The sequence below is a fragment of the Paenibacillus sp. KACC 21273 genome, from assembly GCF_028736095.1.
Lineage (GTDB): Bacteria > Bacillota > Bacilli > Paenibacillales > Paenibacillaceae > Saccharibacillus > Saccharibacillus kyungheensis.
The window spans coordinates 271,961-297,404 of sequence record NZ_CP117876.1 but is presented as its reverse complement, the minus strand read 5'-3'; the positions used below and the strand labels follow the sequence as shown (position 1 = coordinate 297,404).

Annotated in this window: 22 protein-coding genes; 7 read left to right on the top strand and 15 right to left on the bottom strand. The window is 40.7% G+C overall.

Features of this window, described 5'->3' with window-relative positions; all coding sequences use genetic code 11:
- The first annotated feature begins 18 nt into the window (after positions 1 to 18).
- Positions 19 to 5,010 carry a DUF4132 domain-containing protein gene (locus PQ460_RS01345; RefSeq protein WP_274171512.1) on the top strand — a complete coding sequence of 1,664 codons (4,992 nt, stop codon included), beginning with the start codon at positions 19 to 21 and terminating at the stop codon, positions 5,008 to 5,010.
- Positions 5,011 to 5,165: 155 nt separating this feature from the next.
- On the opposite strand, the gene PQ460_RS01340 is transcribed toward PQ460_RS01345, so the two are convergent.
- Both PQ460_RS01340 and PQ460_RS01335 read right to left on the bottom strand, forming a co-directional pair.
- A complete protein-coding gene (locus tag PQ460_RS01340; protein ID WP_273614061.1) occupies positions 5,166 to 6,365 on the bottom strand; it encodes an ROK family protein in 1,200 nt (399 codons plus the stop codon).
- A 245-nt stretch (positions 6,366 to 6,610) separates the two neighbouring features.
- Positions 6,611 to 7,252, bottom strand: coding sequence for an NAD(P)-dependent oxidoreductase (locus PQ460_RS01335; RefSeq protein ID WP_273614062.1), 642 nt, complete (start codon positions 7,250 to 7,252; stop codon positions 6,611 to 6,613).
- Positions 7,253 to 7,531: 279 nt separating this feature from the next.
- Between PQ460_RS01335 and PQ460_RS01330 the strand changes: the two genes are divergently transcribed.
- Entirely contained in the window at positions 7,532 to 8,413 is an 882-nt protein-coding gene (locus tag PQ460_RS01330) for an NAD(P)-dependent oxidoreductase (protein WP_274171511.1), read from the top strand.
- A gap of 151 nt (positions 8,414 to 8,564) precedes the next feature.
- Here PQ460_RS01330 and PQ460_RS01325 read toward each other — a convergent pair whose 3' ends face one another.
- Both PQ460_RS01325 and PQ460_RS01320 read right to left on the bottom strand, forming a co-directional pair.
- The gene (locus PQ460_RS01325; RefSeq protein ID WP_274171510.1) at positions 8,565 to 8,840 is read right to left on the bottom strand and encodes a hypothetical protein; all 276 of its coding nucleotides are present in this window, start codon (positions 8,838 to 8,840) and stop codon (positions 8,565 to 8,567) included.
- 15 nt (positions 8,841 to 8,855) lie between these two features.
- Positions 8,856 to 9,122: a guanylate kinase gene (locus PQ460_RS01320; RefSeq protein ID WP_274171509.1), complete on the bottom strand. Its 267-nt coding sequence runs from the start codon at positions 9,120 to 9,122 to the stop codon at positions 8,856 to 8,858.
- Positions 9,123 to 9,265: 143 nt separating this feature from the next.
- Between PQ460_RS01320 and PQ460_RS01315 the strand changes: the two genes are divergently transcribed.
- Positions 9,266 to 10,012: an ATP-binding cassette domain-containing protein gene (locus PQ460_RS01315; protein WP_274171508.1), complete on the top strand. Its 747-nt coding sequence runs from the start codon at positions 9,266 to 9,268 to the stop codon at positions 10,010 to 10,012.
- Complete coding sequence (locus tag PQ460_RS01310; protein ID WP_274171507.1) at positions 10,009 to 10,770, top strand: ABC transporter permease; 762 nt, start codon at positions 10,009 to 10,011, stop codon at positions 10,768 to 10,770. Before PQ460_RS01315 ends, PQ460_RS01310 begins: the two co-directional genes overlap by 4 nt.
- A gap of 80 nt (positions 10,771 to 10,850) precedes the next feature.
- Here the strand turns inward: PQ460_RS01310 and PQ460_RS01305 are convergent, their stop codons facing one another.
- Positions 10,851 to 11,777, bottom strand: coding sequence for a DMT family transporter (locus tag PQ460_RS01305; protein WP_274171506.1), 927 nt, complete (start codon positions 11,775 to 11,777; stop codon positions 10,851 to 10,853).
- A 273-nt stretch (positions 11,778 to 12,050) separates the two neighbouring features.
- On the opposite strand from PQ460_RS01305, the gene PQ460_RS01300 reads away from it, so the two are divergent.
- The gene (locus PQ460_RS01300) at positions 12,051 to 12,347 is read left to right on the top strand and encodes a DUF6509 family protein (RefSeq protein ID WP_307301301.1); all 297 of its coding nucleotides are present in this window, start codon (positions 12,051 to 12,053) and stop codon (positions 12,345 to 12,347) included.
- Positions 12,347 to 13,048 (top strand): NAD(P)-dependent oxidoreductase, encoded by a 702-nt coding sequence (locus PQ460_RS01295; protein ID WP_274171505.1) that lies wholly within the window; start codon positions 12,347 to 12,349, stop codon positions 13,046 to 13,048. The genes PQ460_RS01300 and PQ460_RS01295 overlap by 1 nt, the downstream gene beginning before the upstream one ends.
- Before the next feature lie 135 nt (positions 13,049 to 13,183).
- Here PQ460_RS01295 and PQ460_RS01290 read toward each other — a convergent pair whose 3' ends face one another.
- The 10 genes from PQ460_RS01290 to PQ460_RS01245 form a co-directional block, all read right to left on the bottom strand.
- Positions 13,184 to 14,365 carry a response regulator gene (locus PQ460_RS01290; RefSeq protein WP_273614070.1) on the bottom strand — a complete coding sequence of 394 codons (1,182 nt, stop codon included), beginning with the start codon at positions 14,363 to 14,365 and terminating at the stop codon, positions 13,184 to 13,186.
- On the bottom strand, positions 14,340 to 16,217 hold the full coding sequence (locus PQ460_RS01285) for a cache domain-containing sensor histidine kinase (protein WP_443147187.1): 1,878 nt from the start codon (positions 16,215 to 16,217) through the stop codon (positions 14,340 to 14,342). Before PQ460_RS01285 ends, PQ460_RS01290 begins: the two co-directional genes overlap by 26 nt.
- A 148-nt stretch (positions 16,218 to 16,365) precedes the next feature.
- Positions 16,366 to 17,190, bottom strand: a complete 825-nt coding sequence (locus PQ460_RS01280) for a carbohydrate ABC transporter permease (RefSeq protein WP_273614071.1) — start codon at positions 17,188 to 17,190, stop codon at positions 16,366 to 16,368.
- 16 nt (positions 17,191 to 17,206) lie between these two features.
- Positions 17,207 to 18,097, bottom strand: coding sequence for a carbohydrate ABC transporter permease (locus PQ460_RS01275; protein ID WP_274171504.1), 891 nt, complete (start codon positions 18,095 to 18,097; stop codon positions 17,207 to 17,209).
- A 117-nt stretch (positions 18,098 to 18,214) separates the two neighbouring features.
- The gene (locus PQ460_RS01270; RefSeq protein ID WP_273614073.1) at positions 18,215 to 19,534 is read right to left on the bottom strand and encodes a sugar ABC transporter substrate-binding protein; all 1,320 of its coding nucleotides are present in this window, start codon (positions 19,532 to 19,534) and stop codon (positions 18,215 to 18,217) included.
- Between the two features lie 211 nt (positions 19,535 to 19,745).
- On the bottom strand, positions 19,746 to 20,816 hold the full coding sequence (locus PQ460_RS01265; protein ID WP_274171503.1) for an ABC transporter substrate-binding protein: 1,071 nt from the start codon (positions 20,814 to 20,816) through the stop codon (positions 19,746 to 19,748).
- A complete protein-coding gene (locus PQ460_RS01260; RefSeq protein ID WP_204825979.1) occupies positions 20,813 to 21,634 on the bottom strand; it encodes an ABC transporter permease in 822 nt (273 codons plus the stop codon). Before PQ460_RS01260 ends, PQ460_RS01265 begins: the two co-directional genes overlap by 4 nt.
- Positions 21,627 to 22,436: an ABC transporter permease gene (locus tag PQ460_RS01255; protein ID WP_204825978.1), complete on the bottom strand. Its 810-nt coding sequence runs from the start codon at positions 22,434 to 22,436 to the stop codon at positions 21,627 to 21,629. Before PQ460_RS01255 ends, PQ460_RS01260 begins: the two co-directional genes overlap by 8 nt.
- A complete protein-coding gene (locus PQ460_RS01250) occupies positions 22,426 to 23,535 on the bottom strand; it encodes an ABC transporter ATP-binding protein (protein ID WP_273614076.1) in 1,110 nt (369 codons plus the stop codon). The genes PQ460_RS01255 and PQ460_RS01250 overlap by 11 nt, the downstream gene beginning before the upstream one ends.
- A gap of 171 nt (positions 23,536 to 23,706) precedes the next feature.
- Positions 23,707 to 23,973, bottom strand: coding sequence for a hypothetical protein (locus tag PQ460_RS01245; protein WP_274171502.1), 267 nt, complete (start codon positions 23,971 to 23,973; stop codon positions 23,707 to 23,709).
- A gap of 45 nt (positions 23,974 to 24,018) precedes the next feature.
- On the opposite strand from PQ460_RS01245, the gene PQ460_RS01240 reads away from it, so the two are divergent.
- A complete protein-coding gene (locus PQ460_RS01240) occupies positions 24,019 to 25,254 on the top strand; it encodes a right-handed parallel beta-helix repeat-containing protein (protein ID WP_274171501.1) in 1,236 nt (411 codons plus the stop codon).
- Positions 25,255 to 25,444: the final 190 nt, after the last annotated feature.

The following is a 25,444-nucleotide window of genomic DNA, read 5'->3' as shown; positions in this document are numbered from 1 at the left end:
GAAAGGGGAGTATCGATAATGAGTGAACGCAATTATTATGGTGAATATCTTGAACATTTGCAATCAGTGACTACTGAACTAACAGGTCAACAACAGCAGATTGCTCAGTGCTGTGTACACTTTTACGAGCATACGTACATCAGTAATAGTGAGGATGAAGTCGAACAATTAAAACAGATATTAGGGGTAAAAAGTGAGACACAGACTGTGTCATTTGAACCTTTAATTGAAGTCGTGGAACATTTATCAGATCAAGCGACTGCGGATAAATTCCGTTATATTACACAACATGCGACCGAATATCCGTATAGTGTAGGTTATTACCGTCGTCCTTATCGTACAAACGATATCTCTTTACATATAGAAGCTATCTTATCTCAACTTGTGTCTCTCTTTTTCCTGAATGCTTATGAGTTCGATCTGATGACGTATTTGACTGATCGCAATTATCCGCTAAATCAGGATTATCGTGTACAAAAAGATGCAATTGCTATTCATATCGCTTACGCATGGGATCACGATCAAGCTGAAGTGAAGCAAGCGTTACATGACATTATTTATGGCGATAATCAGACTGCTCTATTCGATCGCTTGATGATTGAAGGAATGCTGATGAGTCATCAACCTGAAGCATATCAGATGATTAGTGAGTTACTGGTAGCGGCTCGTCTGCAAGAAGGTCTACGTCAAAGTATCGTCGAGCAACTGGATGAAGGTACTTTAGAAGCGACGATGACTATACTTCGTACTATTATTGAAAATGATCTGGTTCGTTACAGCTCTATTGTGCGTGCATTAGGAACATGGACAGGTATTAATCTAGAAGCAACCAATCCACGTCTATCCAAGCAACTCATCACACAAGCGTATGAAGCATTAACAGACAGCTCCGTACGAGAAGAATGGTTAAGCAGTGAGAATGCGAATCATATCTATATGAGCCTTTGGGCAACTGCTGTACATGAAGAACAGGACGTCTATGATCGGATTCAACATCTAATGGATACAGGAGCGCGTTATCAAAAGATTGTAGCACTCTATGTTCTTCGAAATAGTCAGAATAAAGATTTGCGTCTACGCATTGCACAGCCTCATCTGTCTGAAGAAGATGATGAATTACGCTACTGGGTACTGGTGAACTATGATTATGAATGTAACTACTCATGGCAAACGATCAATGATACGTCCGCTGTTCAATTGGTTGTTCCTCGTACCCCTTTATTAGAAGATAAAGACGTACGTAGACGTGATTTTGAACATTTTCGCCATCTATTTTTAAGTCTTAATGGACGTGAGATCTCATTCCAATCGAGCGTACTTGATTTTGTACAGGTGAGTTATTCTGCAGATCTGCCTGTCAAAAAAATGCTGTATCTAGCGGCTTATGATATGGATGAACAATGGATCAGTGAGATTTTGCAATTAAAAGATAAATTAAGCCCTGATCTACGGGGAGCTATACTACAACATTATCTTTCCAATACAAATGCACCGGAACAACGTCAATTTGTGTTTGCTTCGTTGTCTGACAAAAGTATGTCTAATCGGGAGTTAGCACTCAAACAAGCTAAAAAGCTTACTTTAACCGATCCTGAATTACAAAATATCGAAAATCTACTCAAACTCAAAACAGGTTCATTGCGTCAAGGTTCTATTCAATTGCTACTGAATCAACCTGCGGACTCACTAGATGCTACAGTGGAACGTCTGATCCAAAGCAAAAGCGAATTGCAACGTCTAGCTGGACTGGAGACGATCAGCGAATTACAAAGCAAACCAGAGCGTTCTGAGCAGTATGAACGTTTGCTTTCATTGATCGAAAAAATCTCCAAACCAACAGCCAAAGAACAAGTATTGATCGACAAATTAGGGGCTTCCGAGGAATATAACGAGACCAATGGCTTTGGATTGTTTGATCCGCAAATGATGGATACATGGTTAAAAGAAAAGCCAGAACAACCTGATTTCCAGTTGAATCGTGATGTATTTACAGTGGAACCGAAGCGTATCACCGATTTTCTACAAGGATTAAACGATCTAATACATGAACATCGAGATCATGAATATACAGTCGAATACTATAGCGGTTATAACGAAACGATGTTAATTGGTAATCGACTCGATGGAGGTTGGTACAATCGTAATGAGGATGTAACAACGCCTCAAATCGAGCGCTATCCTTTACCAGAGGTATGGCAACACTATCTGCAACAAAGTGAACTGCCAGCAGAAGGTATATTGCAGTTATATTTGTACACTCAGGCTGAAATGTATGAGCAGACATTGCGCGATTTATACAGTTATTTCTCTGATCAAATGGATTATATGGAGTTAGGCAAACATACGTTATTAGAAGGCTGGCGCAAAACATTTATCGAATCAATTTATCCGTTAGAACAAATCTTAGAAGTACAAACATTCTACAAAAATCTTCCTTATCGCCAACAATTAGATGAGCTGGTTCGAGCGTATTTGGAAGATAGTGATAAACAAGCTACTTTCGCTATGGTTCGGGATGCATTGATTACAATGATCTATACGTTCCCGCAAGAAAAACTACAAGAAGAAAATGGTCTTTTTAAATTTTTGATTTCACCGTGGCGTCTGTTAGTGCGCAGTCGTCTTTATGATCAAGAATCGTCGATGCAAATGTTCCATATCTTTTATACATTGGAGTTTTATTATGGTCAGGATGGTCTACTGGGTACAACTGATTATGCACGTGCTTATGAATGGGACAAAATCAGCGATAACGAAATCTACTCCAAAATTATGAGCAGCGATCTGAGTCGTCAATTTATTCGAGAATTAACATCTCAAAATATCAAATATGCTAGCCATATCAATCTCAAAGAATATCCTAAAATGATTCCGATACGAGATAATGTCCTCTCTCGTATTCTAGAAATCGAACTTAGCCGTGGAGAATTAGTAACTGGCGTGACTTCACTGGCAATGAATATTGAACGTGTAGAAGGTACTGAAATATTTATTCGTATTTTATCGAATCTACACAAAGAAACGTTTGTACGAGGATATATTTACGGATATGGCGATAGTATTACAAAGAAAGAAACGTTCAGTCATTTGCTCAAAAATACGTATCCTTTAGAAGGCGAAGATGAGCACAAGCTAGAGTCGTTACTTCAGCAACACCCTATTGATGATAAAAAGTTACTCGAAGCGGCAATGTATGCTCCGCAATGGATCGAACTGATCGCCAAACATCTAGGTTGGAAAGGTCTACGTAGTGCGGCATGGTATTTCCATGCACATATCAATGAGACATTTTCGGCAGAAAAAGAAACGATTGTCGCTCATTATTCACCGATCTCACCACAGGAATTTAACGATGGTGCGTTTGATATTGTCTGGTTCCGACAAGCTTATGATGAATTAGGAGCAGAACGATTCGATATTTTATATGAATGTGCTAAATATATCTCGGCAGGTTCAAATCATCGTCGCAGTCAACTGTTTGCAGATGCTGTACTTGGTAAGCTTGATCTGGCATCGATTCAGCAATCGGTAGCCGATAAGCGTAACAAAGACCAGTTGCTGGCTTATAGCTTGATTCCACTCGCTTCCGGTATCAAGCGTGATGCTGATATTCGTCAGCGGTATGAATTTATCCAATTGTTCCTGAAACAAAGTAAAACATTCGGTGCACAACGTCGTGCTAGTGAAAGCACAGTCTCTGCCATTGCTTTAGATAATTTGGCACGTAATGCAGGTTATACCGATGTTACCCGTCTACAATGGGATATGGAATCACGCAAATTGGATGATTTGCTCAGTTATTTTGAACCACACGAGATTGAGGAAGGACTGAATGTCTCTCTTGTTATTGATAGCGAAGGACAGACTAGCTTAACAGCGATCAAGCAAGATAAGCCGCTCAAGTCAGTTCCATCACGTCTGAACAAAAATGAATATATTATTCGTTTAAAAGAAGTCAAATCCGAACTGACCGACCAATATCGTCGTGCCCGTCAAGAATTAGAACGTTCCATGACGAACAGCACCACCTTTACAGCAGATGAACTGATCAAATTGTCACATAATCCGGTTCTTGCTCCACTGGTCAACAGTCTGGTATTACAAACAGACAACAAGCTTGGTTATATAGATGGATCATCTTCTGTATTGCGAAGTCCAGATGGCACAGAGCATCCGTTACAATTAGACGATCAAGTGATTATCGCTCACCCTGTTCATCTTTATGAAAGTGGTCAATGGAGTCTATATCAACGTGATCTGTTTGACCGTCAACAACGTCAGCCATTTAAGCAAGTATTCCGCGAATTGTATATCCCTAACGAAGATGAGAAAGCTAACGGTACATTATCTCGTCGTTATGCTGGTTATCAGATTCAACCGAACAAAGCGGTCGCTTTATTACGTGGAAGAGGTTGGACAGTGAGTTACGAAGAAGGATTGCAGAAAGTGTATTACAAAGAAAATATTATTGCGAATCTGTATGCACTCGCAGATTGGTTCTCACCTGCGGATACCGAAGCACCTACACTGGAGACTGTACAATTTTATAATCGTGCTACGTATGAAATGGTGCCATTTGATCAAGTATCGCCACTTATTTTCTCTGAAATTATGCGCGATGTTGATCTAGTCGTAAGTGTGGCTCATGTTGGCGGTGTAGATCCAGAAACAAGCTTAACTACGATTGAAATGCGTCGTGTGATTGTTGAAGAATCGCTACGTTTACTTCGTATCGATAATGTACAAGTTGAAGGCAATCATGCTCGTATAAAAGGAAATCTGGGCAATTACAGTGTGCATCTTGGTAGTGCGATTGTGTATCAACAAGCGGCTAGTGCTCTGCATATTATTCCTGTACATTCTCAGCATCGGGGACGATTATTTTTACCATTTATGGATGAAGACCCGAGAACAGCAGAGATTTTGTCCAAAATCGTAATGCTTGCTCAAGATAATAAAATCAAAGATCCACAGATTCTAGCACAATTACAACCGCAACAATCTTCATAACGTTAACATAAATAGTGAATTCGTACCGGGAAACAATCCAACGTATATCCCAAAGTATGTAAGTCTCTACTTCATCTAAACAAATCTAAAAAACCTCTGATGACTCTTTCTAATGTATCTCTAGAAAGAAGATCAGAGGTTTTTTTCACTTACACTTACAACTCCATCTCATGCCAGACCATAACAGCGGCTCCAGTAGCGACTGCATTTTCTTCTAATATTCCTTTAGAAAACACAGGGCGATAACTATTTGAATAATAGATATTCTGCTGGGCTACCGCAATAGCTGTATTGTAGAACAGATCATGTGAATTGATCAGTACACCGCCAAGAATAATCTTTTCAGGGTGTAAAATATTGATCAGATTAGCCAGCCCTATGCCCATATAAGCCGCAGATTGTGCAAAGATTTCTTTGATATAGTCATTGCCTGTTTCTAGCGATTGTACCAATGTAGTGAAATTAATCGCTTCCGGCTTGACTGCTACATGTCCATCCCACACATCGCGTCCCATTTTACTACGTGCTCGAACTTGTTGTTCTAATGCTTGTACCGAGGCAAAAGCTTCTAACGCTCCATAATTACCTGCACCATGAAGTCGCGGGCCGTCTGTCTGAATAATCATCTGTCCGATCGAGCCTTCCATATCCACAGCGCCATGTACTACATGCCCGTTAGACATCATCGCAGACCGTAGACCTGTACCGACATGCACATACAACATATGCTGGATATGTTCATCACGCACCATCCAGTGCTCTCCTGTCAAAGCGGTATTGGCTCCATTTTCAAGCGTAACTGACAATCCTGTTGCTTCTTCTAACCAGCGCCGAAGAGGGACATCTTTCCAACCTGGAGCGGCAAAGTATAGGGGGTTAAGTATTTTCCCTTGCTCACGACTAAGCGGGCCTACAGCACCTACGCCCATTCCTATCACTAATTCTGGTGCTATTCCTTGCTCGGCTAACATCTGTGCTACTTGCCCTTGAACATGTTGAACTAACCGCTGAGGTGTCATACTTTCATCCATAGACCAACGCACCATTGCTAACGGTTGCATCCGCATATCATACAAGCCTAACACCGAATAAATACGTGAAATATCCAGACCAAAAATATAGCGGAAATTCGCATTGATTCGATACAAAATCGGTCGTCTTCCACCTGTCGATTGACCGAATCCAGACTCCATAATCCAGCCTTCATTGGTCATTTCTTCAAGCAGACGGGTTAGACTACTGCTAGTCATCTGAAATTCATTCATAATTTCTGCTTTGGATATATCGTCCTGCATCGCGATTCGGTCATAGACTGCTTTTTTGATGGAGGTTACGCCTTTCATATGCTTACCCATAATAATCCCACCGTTTTCCCTACAATTCTGATCGGAATTGTTTTTTCACTTATTATATATGGTTTTTACAGGGAATGCTATGTATTTATTGCATTAAAATAGAGAAATATAACGATAAAAAAACCTCTTTTCTATAAGCAGAAAAGAGGTCGGTACTATCATGCTAATGTTCTAACAGACGATTATATCTAAAAAGATACGATCAGTCATAGATGTTCATTTGTAAAACTTATTACTAAAAATGATTACTTCGCTTCGCCAACTACACTAAAGCGTGCGTTCACATGTGCTGCTTTTTCCGCTTCGTCTACAATTGCAATCGCATAATCAGCATAACTGATATAGCTGTTACCTTCATTGTTAACGATCATTTTCTCTCCACCAGCTGTGTAAGAACCGGTACGTGGACCTTGTGCATCAAAAAAGGCAGCAGGGCTTAAAAATGTCCATTGAATACCGCTTGATGCTTTCAAATCGTCCAAGTTTTTACCCTGGTTAGATGCTGTTGGTTTGTAAGCATCAGGGAAGTCCGGTGTATCGATAAGACGTACAGAATGAGCATCATCCACATAAAGGCTACCTGCACCACCTACAACGATTAAGCGAGTATCAGGAGCACCTTTCAAAATGTTGATCAACGATTGACCTACCGTGATATGAGATTCTTCTTGTCCTTGTGGAGCAGCATAAGCATTGACTAGAATATCGTATCCTTTAATATCTTCGGTTGTAATATCTAATACTTCTTTTTCGATTACATTTACTTTGTCATTTTGTACTTTAGAAGCGTTACGTACGATAGCTGTAACTTCGTGTCCTCTGCTCAAAGCTTCTTCAACGATCAATGATCCTGCTTTACCTGTTGCACCGATAACTGCGATTTTCATACTTAAAACCTCCATGTTGTATTAGTTGATGTATTGTAATGCTTATTACTATATGTGTAGCTCTAAAGCTTGTACTGTTTATTTCGCCTTACATGTAACAATTATAGTTACAGGATGAAATAATGTCAACTGTTCTGGTCGGATTACCAATAACTATTTATTATAAAGTATAGATAGCAGTGAAATTGGGTATTCATACATTAGTACCTTTAGCGCGGTTATTCTAAACAAACGATAATGTCAATTACACGATAGTATCCAAAACTAAGGAGTGTCATTATGAAAAATATAGCGTGGATCGGAACAGGGCATATGGGCTTACCGATGGCTCATAATTTGTTGAAAGAAGGATATACATTACATATCTACAATCGCACCAGTGAGCGTGCGAAGCCGTTAGAACATGCAGGAGCAACATTGTATTCTAGTCCTGCCGAAGCGACTGCTCAAGCTGAAGTGGTATTTGTGATGTTAACCAAAAAAGATGCGATTGATGATGTATTAAGCGGCGAACAAGGTATTCTTAGTCAGCTACGTGCAGGTATGTATGTGATCAATATGAGTACGATCAGCCCTGAAGAAGCCAAAGCGTTTGCGAAGCAGATTACAGACAAAGGCGCAATTTATGTAGATGCTCCGGTATCTGGCTCTGTTGCTCCAGCAGAACAAGGAAATCTGGTTATTCTTGCAGGAGGTCAGGCTGAAGATATTCAAGCTTGCCAACCGTTTTTTGATATTTTAGGTAAAAAAACGATCCATTTCGGCGAAATTGGTCATGGGAGTTCTGCCAAATTATCTATCAATCTATTGTTAGGCATTTCGACACAAGCGATTGCCGAGTCACTATTAATCGCTGAACGTTCAGGACTGCAACGTGAACAAGTATTAGAAATGTTCGGTGAATCTGCTGTAGCCACTCCGTTATTAGCAGGCAAAAAAGACATGTTTATCAACAACGAATTTCCAGCGGCATTTATGTTAAGTCTAATCTCCAAAGATCTAGGCTTACTCACTAATGAAGCCAAACGATTACATGTACAATTGCCTCTAGCTGAAGCAGCAGATCAGACATATCGTGAAGCTAACGAGAACGGTAAAGGTGAACTTGATCTAGCCGCTATCTGGCTTGAATTGCAAGAACGTCATCCGGATCAATCCTAAAACTTAACGATTCTTGAGATGATTCTATAGATATACGAAAGCCTCCCATAAAGTCAGCCATCTATACTCACTTTATTGGAGGCTTTTATCTAGTTATTATGAAATCAATTATCCTACTTCTATTGATCTGTATGATAGCGAGAACATGAATTTATTTGCGTGCTGTACGAGTAATACCTTCTCGAATATAGTCGATTACCTTTTCCGCTGTACGCAATTGTCCTTCTGAATTATGAATAATCAGATCACACTCCGATAATGCCACTCGTTCCTGATCATAGCTCTGAAGACGTTGCTCTTGTTCATCAATACTCACTTTACGATCAAATAATCGCTTTGCCAGTTGCTCACGATCTGCTAGCACTCCGATTAACAATACCCGGTCGCCCCATTTTTCTTTGACCAGCTTAGCTCCTGGCGGGTCCATTACTGTCGAACGTACCTATCCATCTTTTCCTGCATCTTCAATCGAACTGATCGAAGTTCCGTACAGATTGTTACGGTATTCGCTCATTTCCAACATCAATCCCTGACGAAACATAAGCTCAATTTGTTCTCTAGTCGCAAAATGATAATCAACCCCATCTTGCTCGCCTGCTCTGGGTTGACGGGATGTCCAGGTGACAATTTTGGGTACTCCTAATCGTGCTTGTAATGTGCTTTTACCTGATGCACTGGGCCCTTGAAAAACAACGATTGAAAATGACATATTACATCCTCCTGCATCTGTAGTTCTTCTTTTTTTGTACAATCAGTATACCAAAAGATACACTGCATGATCTTTCTGTTGTGCAATACGCATTTATACTACAATAATACTTAGCCAAAACTGAAAGGATGCTTGATCCACAGATGACATTATCGCCATCACCTACATATGCAGTTCAATTCCAACATATCTCTAAATCTTTTCCCAGTGCACAGCACGCTAGACCTGTATTAGACCGGATCAACGGCAATATCGAACAAGGCTCGATCACCACACTGGTAGGCCCTTCCGGTTCAGGCAAAAGCACATTGTTATCGCTGTGCAATCTATTACTTACACCAGACTCCGGACAATTATATATTCAAGGCAAAGAAATACAGACATGGTCGATTACTGAATTACGCCGAAAAGTTGGCATCGTATTTCAAGATGCTCCAATGGTGCAAGGAACCGCACTCTACAATTTGCAGACTGCGCAACGATTACATGGGATTGATATCGGTGATCCTTCGACTCTTACCGAACAAGTAGGATTGTCTGCTCATGTGCTTCATCAGCAAGTACAAGACCTTTCAGGTGGTCAAAAGCAACGGTTAGCTCTAGCGCGTACCCTTGCGAATCAACCTCAGATTTTGCTACTGGATGAGATTACTTCTGCACTTGATCCTTCTTCTGTACGGGAGGTTGAGCAATTGCTACTAGATATCCAACGCACATCAGGGATTACACTCATCTGGGTGACACATCAGATGGAACAAGCGCAACGTGTCGGACAACAAACATGGTTTCTGATGAATGGACAATTGCTAGAACAACGACCAACCGCAGACTTTTTTGCACATCCACAGACCGAAGAAGCACAGCGATTTATAAAAGGGGAACTCCAATGACGATTATTGCATTAACGCTGTCTTTATGTTTTGTTTTATTTGCTGTAGTGTTGTCTCGTTCGTTCAAGTTAGGTCTGGAAAAAGATGTGCTGATCGCCACATTACGAGCTACGATCCAACTGCTGATTATCGGCTATGTGTTGAATTTTATTTTCGGCTTAGAGCAGTTATGGGTCGTCGGCTTATTTCTATTAGTGATGATCACTGTCGCGTCGCTCAATGTATCTAAAAAAGGCAAATCGGTTCCTTATATGACGATCAAAGTGTTTTTGACACTGGTGATTGTGGAGATCGTAACACAGGCGCTATTGTTAGGATTCGGAATAATTCCGGCAACAGCACGTTATATTATTCCGATCAGCGGTATGATTATCGGCAATTCTATGATTCTGGGCAGTCTATTAGTGACTCGGTTACGTTCGGAAGTAACGTTGCGACAGCGTGAAATCATTTTGCTATTGTCGCTTGGAGGTACACCCAGACAAGCGATTCTACCGGTGCTCAAAAGCGCTGTTCGTTCCAGTATGATTCCAACGATAGACGGGCAGAAAACACTCGGTCTGGTGCAGTTACCCGGTATGATGACTGGACAGATTATCGCCGGCGCTGATCCGATTACAGCAGTGCGTTTTCAATTGTTGATTGTGTTCACTACGATGACTTCGGCGATTATTACAAGTATTTTGCTTAGTTTATTTATTGCGCCTAGCTTGTTTAACAAACAACAACAGTTGCAGACCGAACCGTTAGAACAATAGATAGGCATACAAAAAAGACTCCTCAGTGCATGATGATGCGTAGAGGAGTCTTTGCTTATAGTAATTAGATCAGATGGTGATTACGAATGAACTTCTTTGGTATCGATATTAACGATAGGCGTATGACCGGACTTTTCTTTTGGTGTACGATTTACCAGTAAGATACTAATAACGATCAAGACCAAGCCGATAATCAGATTCACTGTTACCGATTCACCCATAAATAACACACTAAGAATAATAGATACTAACGGAATCAAAAACGTATATGAACCGACTGTACTCGCTTCGCCTGAACCAACAAGACGGAAAAAACATAACCAGCTAAGAGCGATAGCGAAAATACAGATAAACAGTAATACTCCGATAAATGTAGCGTTCCACGTAATATCTGACCAGCTTTCGGTACCTGTACCAACGGCTGTCATTACGACCCCACCCATAATCAATTGAATCGTAACTAACCAGATCGGATCAACCTGATCGCCTACTTTTTTCACATAGACTGTTCCTACACCCCAGCTAACCGCAGATGCTAATGCAAGTACGATACCGATCACCGAGATGGAACCAGAGAATCCTCCTGCACTAATCGTTGCTACACCTGCGCAACCTAATACAAGACCTATCGCTTTGAGCGGATTCATCGATTCCCCTACCCATAACCAGGATAAAAATCCGACTAATACCGGCTGTAAAAAGACAATCGCCGAGAACAATCCAGCAGGCATATAAGCGATACCGATCGTCTGACAACCGTAAAACAAAATAATATTTAGAATGGCAGAGATTGCATAGATTTTCCATGTCTGCTTCCAGCGAAGATCACGCAAACGTGGTAAAGCAACAATCAATAACAACAACCCTGCAATCAATGTCCGAATACCGGAAAATAAAATAGGTGGTGCATAGTTTAACGCGAACTTGGATAACGGCCAGTTCACGCCCCACATTAAGATCAAAAATGCTAAAAACAGAGCAGTCTGCCCTTTGGATAACGCCTTCATTCTATTTCTCTCCTCTAAGCCAATCTGGATGACGATCACTTACGACAAAGCTGACATGTCATGTATCTTTCGAGTATACAATGCTTTTTACAATTGTTCAATAGACATTAAACATTTGTTCAAGCAGAAAGAAATTACTACTTTCACTATCCTCTACTTCCTAGCAATCGTGCTATAATAAGACTTCACTGGACAATGACAGTGCACTTCGTATGTACATCATGATTAGAATAATATAAGCGCATCTTTGCTAGATGCAGGAGGAATAGAATAATGGAAATAACAAGTTATCAGGTAGAAATGATTAAAGACCCTTTTGAAATTTTGGTCGGCACACGTTACGAATTTTTTATTGATTTTGAAGTCGATGAAGAGGACGATATTTATTCGGTAAACGGTCTCTATATTCGTGCTATTTATAAAGTTCAAGAAACAGGCAATGGTATTGTAAACTACGATATTATTGAAAAAGGAACCGATCGTGTACTGGATTTCGATCTAGAAGAAGAGGAAGAGCAAGAGTTAGCAGCGTTTTGTGAGCAAAATTGGAAAAACGCTGAGTCTAACTAATGCGTATTTTACTGCTTGGTGCTACAGGTCGTGTCGGACAATCGGTTCTGCAATATGCGCTTCATGATGGTCATGATGTGACTGTACTGGTACGTTCTCTGGATAAATTAAATGAACAATTGGCAGAATACGCAGAGGATTTGGTAAAGAATTCTAAAGCATTGTCAGCGATCAATCACTCTTTACCTATCAGCGAACAGATTCCGAATCTGCATGTTATCGTAGGCAATGTATTGAACAGCAATGATCTTGAGACGGCTTTGAACGGGGTACAAGCTGTCATTAGTACACTCAATACCGATAAAACGAATACGCTATCTGTCAGCACGCCGATCATCGCCCAGCTGATGCAGAAGCAGTCGATTGCACGCATTATTACAGTAGGCACAGCAGGCATTTTACAGAGTCGTATCGAAGCGGATAAATACCGCTATGAATCTTCTGAATCCAAGCGCAAAAGCACCCGAGCTGCGGAAGAACATCGGGTGATGTATGAAACGTTGCGAGATTCCGGGCTCGACTGGACAGTGGTCTGCCCGACGTATTTGCCGGATGGAGAGTATACGGGTGTCTATCGTGATGAAAAAGATGTGCTACCTGAAGATGGAACATCGATTTCTACAGGAGATACAGCCTATTTCACGTATCAGCAATTAAGCGATCCTCGTTATATTGGACATCGTGTCGGATTGGCTTATTAGACTAGGTGGTAGTATTTAATTTTTAGTATCAAATAAATAAAAATATTAAACATAAAAAACCTGACTTCCAGATGAAGTTAGGTTTTTGTGTATTCTATATTTAAGTTATTTTAAAATTTAGTGCTCACATCACACTCACGTATTCAAGATTTTTTCCTGCATTCGATATTCGGTTGGAGTGACCATAAATTTTTTGCGAAATACTTGGGTGAAATGCCCTACATTGGTGTAGCCGATCTGTTCTGCAATATCAGCAAGCTTGAGCTTGGGGTTGTGCAGTAGCACTTTGGCTTGTTCCATCCGCAGGCAGATCACATAATCTTTGTATCCTTGCCCTGTTTTCTGCTTGAACAATTGACTGAAATAAATTGGATTAAGAAATACAACAGCTGCTACCTTTTCTAAAGACAACTCTTCGTTAAAATGTGCACGAATATATTGCAGAGCAACTTGGATCGCATGATCGCTACTGCTTCCTTCTTCTGGCGCATCCACTTGTGCTGTCTTTTCTTCACGTAAGCGATTTACTTCAACAGCGACATGTTCAATCTCTTGGTGAGGGCCGGAATGTCTGGTGGCAAACGGGACTTTCAAATACTTTTGCAAATGTCCTTGTAGCGGTTCTAACAGTTGCTCAATCTGGATATGATTATGCAGTGTCACCAACCCTAATAGACTATTGCGATCAAAGCTCACGACGAACCCTTGACCTGACTGATCGATCAATTCATTTAATACATTTTCCACGATAAAATGCTCCAAATGGGTACTCCGTTGATCTTGTTCGATATTGACTAGAATAAGATAGAATTCAGGATAGTCCGCGATAAAGGTATCTAGACTGATTTTGCCCATACTAAGCCCTGCCGCTAATCGTTGAAATACCGCTTCACGCAAATAATTTAGCCCGTCTTTGAGCGCTTCTTCCCCTTTAGAGACTACGCGCTCCTGACGAATCTCGATTGTGAGCGATTCCATTAATTCTACCAATTTCTTTTTGCCGATCGGTTTGAGTAGATAGTCTCGTGCACCTAGATGCATCGCTTGTTGAGCATAGGAAAATTCCGAATGTGCCGAGATAACAATCCATTTGGCTTGTGGCTGACTATGACGGGAAATACGCATCAGTTCCAGACCATTAATGCCAGGCATCAGAATATCGGTCAAAATAATATCGATTCGGTGCTCACTCATCATCAACACCGCTTCTTCAGCAGATGAAGCTAGATGAACATGATAATTAGGAAAAACACTTTCGATGGTACGCTTGATCCCTTCACGAATAAAACTTTCATCGTCTGTAATCAGAATGTGCACGAACAATACCTCCTTTATCGATCGAAATAGGTTGATCTGAATATTCAGACTCTACAGTCTGTGAAGATAATTGAGCGACAGCGGAAGCATCAGATAACGGCAATACCAATTTGACTGCTGTTCCTTTGTCGAGAGCGCTCTCAATATGTATCCCGTTCGTGATCCCGAACATATGAGAAAGTCGCTGATGTAGATTTTGCAAACCGATACTTTTGCGTTCACGATGAACAGGATCGGTGGGATGAAGCAAAGAATTTCGTAGTCGTTCTAATGTAGATTCATTCATCCCTTTGCCATTATCTGAAATAATAATATTAAGGTATTTCCGATCCGGTATCGCTCTTACTCGCAAAACACCCGGTCGATCTAACGCTTCCAGACCATGCTTGACTGCATTTTCGATAATCGGTTGTAATAACATCTTCGGCACATGCAGATCCATCCACTGCTCTTCGACATCGATCTCTACGCTCAATCGACCATCCAGTCGCATCGTAATAATCGTCAGGTAATGACTAATCTGCTCTATCTCTTCACGTAACGTCACCAGTGCATGATCTTCCCAATGACTGCTATACCGGAACATATGCGATAACGATAACACTACATCGCCAAGCTCATCATTGCCTTTTTCGTCTAGCATCCAGTAGATCATATCCAGTGTGTTGTAGAGAAAGTGAGGATTCACCTGTGATTGAAGCGCATGAAGTTCTGCATTTTTTTCACTGACTGAAGAGACTTTTACACGTTCAATCAGTTCTTCGATTCGAGCGACCATATGGTTAAACGATACTACAAGCGAATTGATTTCTTCGTAAGAAGTCACAGTAACCATCCCGCGAAAGTTTCCATTTTCCACTTGCTTCATTTCTCGAATCAGTCGCTTTAACGGAGACGAAATCGTACGTGATACGATAAAAGCGATCAGCGCAGACACTACAATCAGCACAGTAACCACAATAAATAAATACCGCTTCGTCTGCGTGAGTTCGACATTGAGATCACGATCTGGCGTTGAACTGACAATCGTCCAATTGGTGGTCCCAAGCTTGGAAGCGGCGATCAGACGGCTATTATTCTGCTGTACATTCACCTGACCTGGTATCTGTGGCAACGAAATATTCGGCGGTAGTGAACCGGGCTTACTGTTCGGTTCGATCGAAGTGGGCATATGTTTACCGTCTCCGGTTACGATATTCACTTCGCTATGCGGGCCTAATTTCAAATTATTCATCGCTGTTAAGAACGTATCTGCCCGCGCTTCGATCAGTACAATTCCGATCTGATGTTGTTCATTGAGATTGAATATCGGACGACCGAAAGCAAATACAGGTTGATCTTCCGCCTGATCAATAATGGAATGAGGAAATACACCCAACCAGACCATCTGACCGGACGATCCACTAATCTGCTGATACCATGACGACTTAGTATATTCAGGATCGATCACATTCATCGAATTGCTATAATCGTAGATTTTGCCATTTTCACCGATCACATGAATACCTACCAGATCGTCTCTGGAAAAGTAGATTGCTCCCATAATCGTTGTAATATAATTCTGATTAATATACTCGACTTGCGGCGAACTTGCTGACTTCTGACCGAGCAGGCGTACAATATCCACATTGGCACTAATCGACTTGGACAGGCTATCATAACTACCGAGTAGAAGATCAAGCAATCCCACCGTTTGCGATACATTTTTCTGCGCAATCTCGCCTAACTTTTCATGAAATTGAGTGGTTGTACGGTTATAAAAAAGGATACTGACTAGCAGTACAATCCCTGCCATACAGAATAGAAACAAAATAAACAATCGATTATGGATCGAATGCAGACTAAGTGACAAAGTGAAATGCTCCTTTCTACAACAGTCGCTAAAAAAGCCAAAGGGCGGTAACCATAAAAAGGATTGGGTCCTCTTTATGATTACCGCCAAGTCCCTATACAGAGATAGTACCAATAAAGGTAGCTTCTGGCAAAATCATTTTATACAATTATCCTTTAACTGCTCCTGCTACCATACCTTTAGTGATGCGTTCAGACAAAATAAAGTAGAAAATAATAACCGGTAACGCACCCATGACAAGGAATGCTCCGATATTTCCGTAATTGACCGAATACTGACTGACAAACGTATACACCCCGAACGGCAATGTTTTGAGTTCTTCAGATGAAATAAACGTCGCCGCTACAATATACTCATTCCAGATATTGATAAACGTCAGAATACATACAGTCATCACAGGTGGAACCGAGATCGGCAAAATAATGCTACGGAAAATCCGGTATACACTTGCTCCATCCATAAACGCAGATTCTTCAATATCTGTCGGGATCGACCGCATAAATCCACTTAAAATAAATACAGCAATCGGCAACGCAAACGCGGTATACGGAATAATAATCGACCAGCGTGTATTCAGTAGATCTAGGTTTTTGAAAATAATCATCAGTGGTAATAATGTCGCTTGTAGTGGAATCATCATCCCTAGTAAAAATAACAACATCACATATTGCCCATATTTCCACTTAAATCGAGTAATCGCATAAGCGGTCATGGAGCTTAAAATAACAACTGCAAACAAACTAACTGCTGTAACCAGTACACTATTTCCCAGATATTTCAGATAACTACCGGAAGTATAAGCATCTGCATAGTTATGCCACTGTGGAATATTCGGAAGAGCGAAAAAGCTACCTCCCAGAATTTCTTCGTTCGTTTTGAGTGAGTACATCACTAACCATAACAGCGGATATAACTGCGTAACGATCAGGATCGCGAAGAGTAGATACACGAACCATTTTTTCACATTATTCATATCGTGCTCTCCTCCTCTACGTCACTTTACGTTCGATTTTGTTAAATACGCCATTAATAATCACAGTAATGACCAGACAGAAAATAACAAGGAATGTAGCTACCGCACTACCATAACCATACTTCTGAGATAAGAACGACATGTTATACATATGCGTCGCTATCGTATCGGTCGCATGTGCAGGTCCACCGCCTGTCATAACCATGACCAACTCGAATGCTTGTAATGATCCAATAAACGCTAGCACAACCGAGATTTTGAAAATAGGTACCACCATCGGGAACGTGATATAACGGTCTGCTTTGAATCCATCCGCACCATCAATTTTGGCAGCTTCATAGATTTCATCCGGTATATTTTGTACCCCTGTAAATTGAATAAGTAAATGGTATCCAAAGTACTGCCATAGCGATACAAAGTAAATCGCATACATCGCAATCGCAGGTTCCGTTAACCAGCTATGTGTCCAGCTATCCAGACCTAGCTTGATCAATACACCATTTAACATCCCGCCCATTGAAGCCGGGTTATAGATCGTTTTCCACAATTGTCCTAGAATAACGTTAGACAAAATAACGGGTACGAAATAGATCGTCACCAGACGATTTCCTTTACGTACATAGCGATTCAGCAAAATAGCAAATAATAAACAAAAAGGAATCTCAATAATGGAGAAGACGGCATACATAATCGTACGCTTCACCGACATCCAGAAGTTCGGATCGTCGAACAGTAATGTTTTGAAATTCGCAAGACCGACAAACTTAGCATCCGAAATCCCATTCCAGTCCAACATCGCAGTATAAAAAGAAACCAGAATAGGAACAAACACCGTCCCTATGTAAAGGATAAGACAAGGAAGTACAAAAATAGCGATCGTGCGAGCAGGTACTTTTAGTACATTCATGGCTTCTCCCTCCTTCCAACTCAAAAGTGTATTTTCTCTCTTTAGCCCTATTCTACTCATAGCGAAGGGGACGCTGTTGACGCCCCCTCGCTGCTACATATCCGTCTCTATGTTGATTTAAGGATTCGCTTCAAATGCAGCTTGGTGCTCTTGTGCAATTTGTTTTGGATCAACTTGTTGTACAAATAGACTTTGAATACTGCTCAAATGTACTTGAGATACCGCTGGATTCATCGTGTTATCGAATGACAGGTCGCCACCTTTTACATTTTTGAACAGATCCAGTACATCAATCGCTAGTGGAGAATATCCAGCCGCTTTGAAGTCACCGTCTACTTTTTGACCTAGACCAACTGCATTTTTCAATTCAAATGATACTTTAGGTAAGTTCAGTGCAAAATAGTTTAAGAAATCTTTCGTTTCTTGTAAATGTTCGCTGTTCGCAGATACGGCAAATGCACTACCTGGAGCAAGCATGAACTCATCTGGATTTCCTTTGCCATTGACTGTTGGGAATTTGAATACGCTCACGTCTTTACCTACTGTTGAACCATCATTCGCACCAGTCTCCCATGTTCCGATAAAGAACATCGCTGCTTGACCTGTACGGAACATATTACCGCCTGCTGTAGCATCAATCGATGTTGCTCCTTCAGGGAAAGCTCCAGCTTGAACTAATTTTTGGAAAGCATCGACAGCTTCGACAAAGGCAGGATCATTAAATGTCTTTTTGCCATCAGCTACATCTTGCAAGAATCCAGGGCCACCATTGGTGCGAAGCAAGATGTTCATAAATAGGAATGAACCTGTCCATGAATCTTTTTCACCGATCGCGATCGGTGTGATACCTGCATCTTTAAGCTTTTTCACATCAGCTAATAGCTCATCAAATGTTGTTGGTGGAGCAGCAATACCTGCTTTGGCAAATAGAGCTTTGTTATAAAATCCAACTTCGATATTATTACCATCTGGAAGAGCGTACACTTTTCCATCTTTGCTGTAATAATCAAGCAGTCCTTCTTGATATGTATCTTTTAGACCGCCTTTGTCAATGACATCGTTTAATGGAGCAAGCAAGCCTGCATCGATATACGGTTTCATCTGAGCTGCTGGATTCACAATCGTGATATCAGGAATTTCTTTCGAAGCAGCCTGTGTTTTAAGTTTGAGTTTTTGTTGGTCTGTATTTAGTGTATCCAGTTCGATATCAATATTTGGATGTTCTTTCTCATATTGATCAACGATCTGGTGAATCATTTTGTACGTTGGTGTGGTTGGATCAGGATAAATATTTTGGAATGTGATTTTTGTTTTATCCCCACTGTCTCCACTTGCTCCTGAACCGCTTGAACTTGAATCGCTGTTCCCACAACCTGCAAGTCCGAACGCCATTGCTCCTGCTAATAACAGAGCTACTGTTTTACTTGGCATTTTCATATCTTTTAATATCCCCCTCAATGGATAATTTGTACAAAACGTACTGTTTATGACTTTATTATGATGTTAGCGCTTACTTTTAACAATGTGTGAAATTAAGATTTATAGTTTGTATTTTCAAGGTATTCGCTTTTCTTATGTATTTCTTTATTTTGCCAACCACAAAAAAAGCTGCCCTTTATAGAGGACAGCTTGCTTACTACATCTCAGATCACTTGTTCATTTTAAACTGTAAAAATAGCTCATTATAATGCACTAACATCTTTTTCCCCAAATTATCATACACTTCAAGCTTATCAGTCAGCTCTTGTGGCGGGTAAAAGCGTTCATCGCCAGAGATGTCTTTGGGCAATAATTTGATTGCTTCGGCATTCGGAGTCGAATAACCGACATACTCTGTATTTTGCTCGGCGATTTTAGGATCTAGCATAAAGTTAATAAATTTATGAGCGGCATCGACATTGGCGGCTGTTTTGGGAATTACCATATTATCGAACCATAGATTCGTACCTTCTTTGGGAACGACAAAATCCAATTGATCATTTTCGCTCATAATCTCAGAAGCATCACCGGAAAAGACCAATCCTGCTGCCGCTTCATTATTCGCTAGCAACATTTTAATTTCATCCCCGACTATCGCTTTGACATTAGGAGTTAACGTTTTGAGCTTAGTTAGAGCTTGTTGTAAATGTTGCTCATTGGTATCATTCAGCGAATATCCCAGACTGTTGAGCGACATCCCGATCACTTCGCGTGCACCATCGGTGAGTAGTACATTGTTACGTAGCTTCGGATTCCAGAGATCGTCCCAGCTATCGAACTTGATGCCTTGAGCTAGATTCGGATTATAGACAATACCTACCGTTCCCCAGAAGTAAGGCGCAGAGTATTTATTGTCTGGATCGAACGATTGATTCATAAATTTAGGATCAATATTTTTCAAATTCGGCAATTTGCTATGATCGAGCGGAATCAGCAGATTTTCTTCACGCATTTTGGAAATGGCATAATCTGACGGAATCGCTACATCGAATGTTGTTCCACCTTGTTCGATCTTCGTTAACATTGCTTCATTGGAATCGAAGGTCTGATAGATCACCGTAATACCGGTTTCTTTTTGAAATTGAGCCAGAATATCTGGATCGATATAATCGCCCCAATTGTAGATTGTCAGCGTATTGCCACTTGAATAACCTTCGCTCACATTTAAGCGTGACGCAGTGTACATCAAGATCAGCGCTACCACAATAATACTGAGAAACATTCGGGTAAGAGTCTTCATCTTGGACCTCCTACTGCGATCGGTTCTTCGCGGCGTGGTTTGTTCGTGGCACGTCGATTAATCATATAGTAGCCAACTACCAGCATAACCGTGAATAAGAAGATCAATGTAGATAACGCATTGATCGATAACGCTACCCCTTGTCTAGCGCGAGAATAGATTTCAACCGATAATGTGGAATATCCATTCCCTGTTACAAAAAAGGTCACCGCAAAATCATCTAATGAATACGTAAACGCCATAAAAAATCCTGCAAAAATACCGGGCTTGATAAATGGCAAAATAACTTTGCTCAGTACATCACGACGACTTGCGCCTAGATCACGCGCCGCATCAATCAAAGAAGGGCTCATTTCTTGCAATCTCGGCAGAATCATCAGTACCGTAATCGGAATACTAAATGCGATATGCGAGATAAGTACCGAAGCAAAGCCTAACTTGATACCGATCATCGTAAATAAGATCAGAAATGACGCACCAATAATAACATCAGGGCTAACGATCAATACATTATTGAGCGACAACACCGTATCTTTTAACCGGCGACGACGAATCCGATCGATAGCTAGCGCCCCGATAATCCCGATCATTGTTGCAATTGTTGAAGATAGTAAAGCAATTACTAATGTGTTAATCACAATAATAATCAGCCTTGTATCTTGAAAAACTTCGCCATACCATTCCCATGTAAATCCTTCAAATTCATGCATATTGCCTGCACTATTGAACGAATAATACATCAGATACAGAATCGGCGCATATAATAGAGCAAACACAAATACAAGATACAGATTGCCCCAACCATTTTTGTTAGTCATGACGTACCTCCTTGCCGAAGCCGCCACTTAGAATCATGATCACAGCCATCGCAATAATTAAGACTACCGCTACTGTTGAACCCATTCCCCAGTCCTGTGTCACAAGGAAATGCTGTTCAATCGCTGTACCGAGCGTGATGACTTTATTCCCTGCTATCAACCTTGTAATCATAAATAGCGAGAGTGATGGAATAAAGACAGCCATACAGCCAGATTTCACTCCTGCCATCGTTAACGGCAAAATAACACGTCGAAATGTTACCCAACCGGATGCGCCTAGATCACGTGCCGCAGATACCAGAGTAGGATTCATTTCTTCCAGTGCATTGTAAATTGGCAAAATCATAAAAGGAATAAAAATATACACCGATACAAATACAAAACTAGACGCATTAAATAACAACTGTTGCTCACCGAATCCAAGTGTACCCAGTAGTGCATTGATCGGACCATACGTTCCAAAAATACCGATAAACGCATACGTTTTGAGCAATAGATTAATCCATGTCGGCAAAATAATGAGCAGTATCCATAACTGCCGATGTTTGGTACGAGTCAGCAGATAAGCCGCAGGATAGGCGACTAATAGTGAAAACAATGTTACTAGAAAAGCATACCAGAACGAACTGATCGTCATTTGCAAATAAGTCGGGGTAAAAAATGTCCGATAATTCTGAAGCGTCAAATTCCCATCGACATCAAAAAAAGAATAATACCCTACCAGCACCACCGGTGCGATAACAAATAACACGATCCAGATATAATAAGGCAGCATATAAATGCTGCGTGTATTAGCCTGCATAGACCCCACCTTCTTCATAACCTTCAAGGCGACGATCAAAGTCTTCTTCACTTTCACCAAAACGCATAACATGAATCGCTTCTGCTTCAAAATCAAGCCCGATTTCACTACCTGGATCAGCTTTGCGAGTGGAATGTACCAACCATTCATGACCGGAATCATCATAACAGCTAATCTCATAGTGAACGCCACGGAATAATTGGGTATCTACACGCACTTTCAGCTTACCTTTTTCAACCGTCGTCAGTTCCAGATCTTCCGGACGAATCACGACTTCAATACTTTCATTATCACGTAGACCCTGATCGACACAGTGGAATCGCTTGCCGTTAAATTCCACCAAAAAATCTTCGATCATACGTCCGGGAACAATATTCGATTCTCCAATAAAATCAGCTACAAAGCGGTTAATCGGCTCATCATAGATATCATTTGGCGTACCACTTTGTTCGATTTTCCCTTTGTTCATCACAAAAATCTCATCAGACATCGCCAACGCTTCTTCTTGATCATGTGTAACAAAGATAAATGTAATCCCTAGGCGTTGCTGAATTTCACGTAATTCATACTGCATTTCTGTACGTAACTTCAGATCCAGTGCAGACAATGGTTCATCAAGTAACAGCACTTCCGGTTCATTCACCAGTGCACGCGCGATCGCTACCCGTTGCTTCTGTCCACCAGACATTTCACTGATCGAACGTTGATCATATCCTTCAAGATTGACGAATTGCAGAGCTTCTTTGACTTTGGTCGTCACTTCGTCTTTTTTCATTTTTTTGATCCGCAATCCGAAAGCTACATTTTCAAATACATTCAAATGTGGAAAAAGGGCGTAATCTTGAAATACCGTATTCACTTGACGTTTATTTGCAGGTACTTTGTTGATCACCTGACCGTTAAAATAAATCGAACCTCCTGTCGGTTCAGTAAAGCCAGCGATCATACGCAAAATCGTTGTTTTCCCGCAACCGGAAGGGCCGAGTAACGTGTAAAACTTACCCCGTTCTACTTCAAACTCTATATTCTCAAGCACTACTGTTCCATCTTCATAGCGCTTGGATACTCCGTCAAATCGAATAATTGTATTGTCCCCCATAACAGCCTCCTTTAATAACCTCTATCTCTTATTATAACCAATAGATGTCACAACGATTAAAGTATTGTATCCCCTATGTTAAATAGCGATCTGCTAAACATAAATAAAATCCAATCCGCAATTCTCAAGATTGGATTACGATATACTTTATAATTGACGTTTTCTACCTAACTAGCTATCCAATAGACCAAATATCATCGTATAAAATGGTGCTATTTGCCATTCCGAGTACTCTATCCATATCCCTATAAAATAAAGGTTCAATGCAATTATAAAGAAAACAGCCAGAATTGCAATTACATTATCAGTCAAAAGCCTTACAATAAAAGAAATAACAGCTCCGCCCACCCATACAAAACAATAATCGAACACCCAATCTGTATGTACTTCTGTATTATCTTGCAATGACTTAACCTGTCCAAATGTTCCAGTCCCCAATCCATGTTCTATCCACAAGGAGGAATTAACCTGCACACCCTTTCTATGAAGCGATGGGTCATTCTATCGATTTCTGTTCTTATCTTATTCTTTTTACCTGCTATCTTTTCACATGCAGACTCTGCTACATCACTTTCCAAAGAACCAGATGAAAGTATTGTCGATGCTTCTGGAAAAGGGGATTATGTCTCTCTTGAGCAAGCCATTCAAGCGCAAGCTACTCATATTTATATACGGAATGGGATCTATGATGTAAACACTACGCTTCAAATTGATCTAGACGACACAATCATACGTGGACAATCCCGGGATGGTGTTGTTCTTCGTCAGACACAAGCACCTAACGATCTAGTAGTGATCCGCGCAGATCGTGTACATATTTCTAATCTTACACTGGATACGTATACCTATAATGCAGGAGCAACTCTGGTCGTTGCCGATGCGAATCAAGTAATAGTGCAAGATTCTTTGTTTAAAGGTTCAGAACGTATTTTTGCTGTTTATTTTGCAGGGCCTTCAGTTGCCGCAGGTCAAGATACACTGGCTGCTGTCGAATCAGGAACACTTGATGATGGCAACCAATTTTTGCGCAATGAAGTGTATTCTCATTATGCAGGCGACGGATTGTCTTTTTCATTACAAAAAAATGGGCTGGTACAACATAATACTCTTCATAACGCTGTACTCGCTTTTTATATGTGCCGTAATAGCGAAGTGTCCAACAATCTGATCAATGATTCACCTGGCGTCGGTATTCATTACTCGATGCCTGCGTATGACAATATCATTCGAGATAATGAGATCTATCGTTCACTAGGATCAGGGATACGTGCTTCTGCTAATCTAGAACACCCTGTACCAACAACCGCTCTATACGAAGGATTGCTGATTGAGCATAACATTATTAAAGATACTCGTTCATTTGGAATAGAACTCGATCAAGTAGGTAGTCGTACACGAATTCAGCGTAATACGATTCGCCAGACTGACTTTTCTGGAATCATCGTTCTTCGTTCCTATGATCTACGGATTCATAATAATCAGTTATCGAACAATGCGTATTATCGTGTACGTGGCAAAATTCATGATTGGACAGGTAACAGCGGTGGCATTGATTTGGAAAACACCGTTACCGCTACCAAAATCACATACAATACGATCACCTCTAATGGAAAAAGTGATTTTGGGATTCGTTTTTCACCGATACAAGGAAAAAATACGATCTATAAAAACAAACTTGTAGGCACAACTGTAATGACGGATATTATTCGTTTACCTTAAAAATTCCTACTATATATAGCTATATTCCTTCTCTCTATCACTTATCCTTTTCAAGCGACTCCTACTCTACAGTAAGCTGAGTAGGAGTTTTGTTTTTTCAAGAATTTTAGTTACAATTCCTTGATTATCCATATTGACGTAAGCGCTTCCATAAGTAAAAATGAGTGAGATAAATGCTACATAATGGAAA

Excerpts from the sequence above, each read along its gene's own strand:
- PQ460_RS01300 (WP_307301301.1), top strand. The coding sequence starts at position 12,051 with ATGGAAATAACAAGTTATCAGGTAGAAATGATTAAAGACCCTTTTGAA.
- PQ460_RS01270 (WP_273614073.1), bottom strand. The coding sequence starts at position 19,534 with ATGAAAATGCCAAGTAAAACAGTAGCTCTGTTATTAGCAGGAGCAATG.
- PQ460_RS01345 (WP_274171512.1), top strand. The coding sequence starts at position 19 with ATGAGTGAACGCAATTATTATGGTGAATATCTTGAACATTTGCAATCA.
- PQ460_RS01340 (WP_273614061.1), bottom strand. The coding sequence starts at position 6,365 with ATGGGTAAGCATATGAAAGGCGTAACCTCCATCAAAAAAGCAGTCTAT.
- PQ460_RS01265 (WP_274171503.1), bottom strand. The coding sequence starts at position 20,816 with ATGAAGACTCTTACCCGAATGTTTCTCAGTATTATTGTGGTAGCGCTG.
- PQ460_RS01280 (WP_273614071.1), bottom strand. The coding sequence starts at position 17,190 with ATGAATAATGTGAAAAAATGGTTCGTGTATCTACTCTTCGCGATCCTG.
- PQ460_RS01320 (WP_274171509.1), bottom strand. The coding sequence starts at position 9,122 with ATGTCATTTTCAATCGTTGTTTTTCAAGGGCCCAGTGCATCAGGTAAA.
- PQ460_RS01250 (WP_273614076.1), bottom strand. The coding sequence starts at position 23,535 with ATGGGGGACAATACAATTATTCGATTTGACGGAGTATCCAAGCGCTAT.
- PQ460_RS01330 (WP_274171511.1), top strand. The coding sequence starts at position 7,532 with ATGAAAAATATAGCGTGGATCGGAACAGGGCATATGGGCTTACCGATG.
- PQ460_RS01275 (WP_274171504.1), bottom strand. The coding sequence starts at position 18,097 with ATGAATGTACTAAAAGTACCTGCTCGCACGATCGCTATTTTTGTACTT.
- PQ460_RS01325 (WP_274171510.1), bottom strand. The coding sequence starts at position 8,840 with ATGGACCCGCCAGGAGCTAAGCTGGTCAAAGAAAAATGGGGCGACCGG.
- PQ460_RS01295 (WP_274171505.1), top strand. The coding sequence starts at position 12,347 with ATGCGTATTTTACTGCTTGGTGCTACAGGTCGTGTCGGACAATCGGTT.
- PQ460_RS01335 (WP_273614062.1), bottom strand. The coding sequence starts at position 7,252 with ATGAAAATCGCAGTTATCGGTGCAACAGGTAAAGCAGGATCATTGATC.
- PQ460_RS01305 (WP_274171506.1), bottom strand. The coding sequence starts at position 11,777 with ATGAAGGCGTTATCCAAAGGGCAGACTGCTCTGTTTTTAGCATTTTTG.
- PQ460_RS01260 (WP_204825979.1), bottom strand. The coding sequence starts at position 21,634 with ATGACTAACAAAAATGGTTGGGGCAATCTGTATCTTGTATTTGTGTTT.
- PQ460_RS01255 (WP_204825978.1), bottom strand. The coding sequence starts at position 22,436 with ATGCAGGCTAATACACGCAGCATTTATATGCTGCCTTATTATATCTGG.
- PQ460_RS01310 (WP_274171507.1), top strand. The coding sequence starts at position 10,009 with ATGACGATTATTGCATTAACGCTGTCTTTATGTTTTGTTTTATTTGCT.
- PQ460_RS01315 (WP_274171508.1), top strand. The coding sequence starts at position 9,266 with ATGACATTATCGCCATCACCTACATATGCAGTTCAATTCCAACATATC.
- PQ460_RS01240 (WP_274171501.1), top strand. The coding sequence starts at position 24,019 with ATGAAGCGATGGGTCATTCTATCGATTTCTGTTCTTATCTTATTCTTT.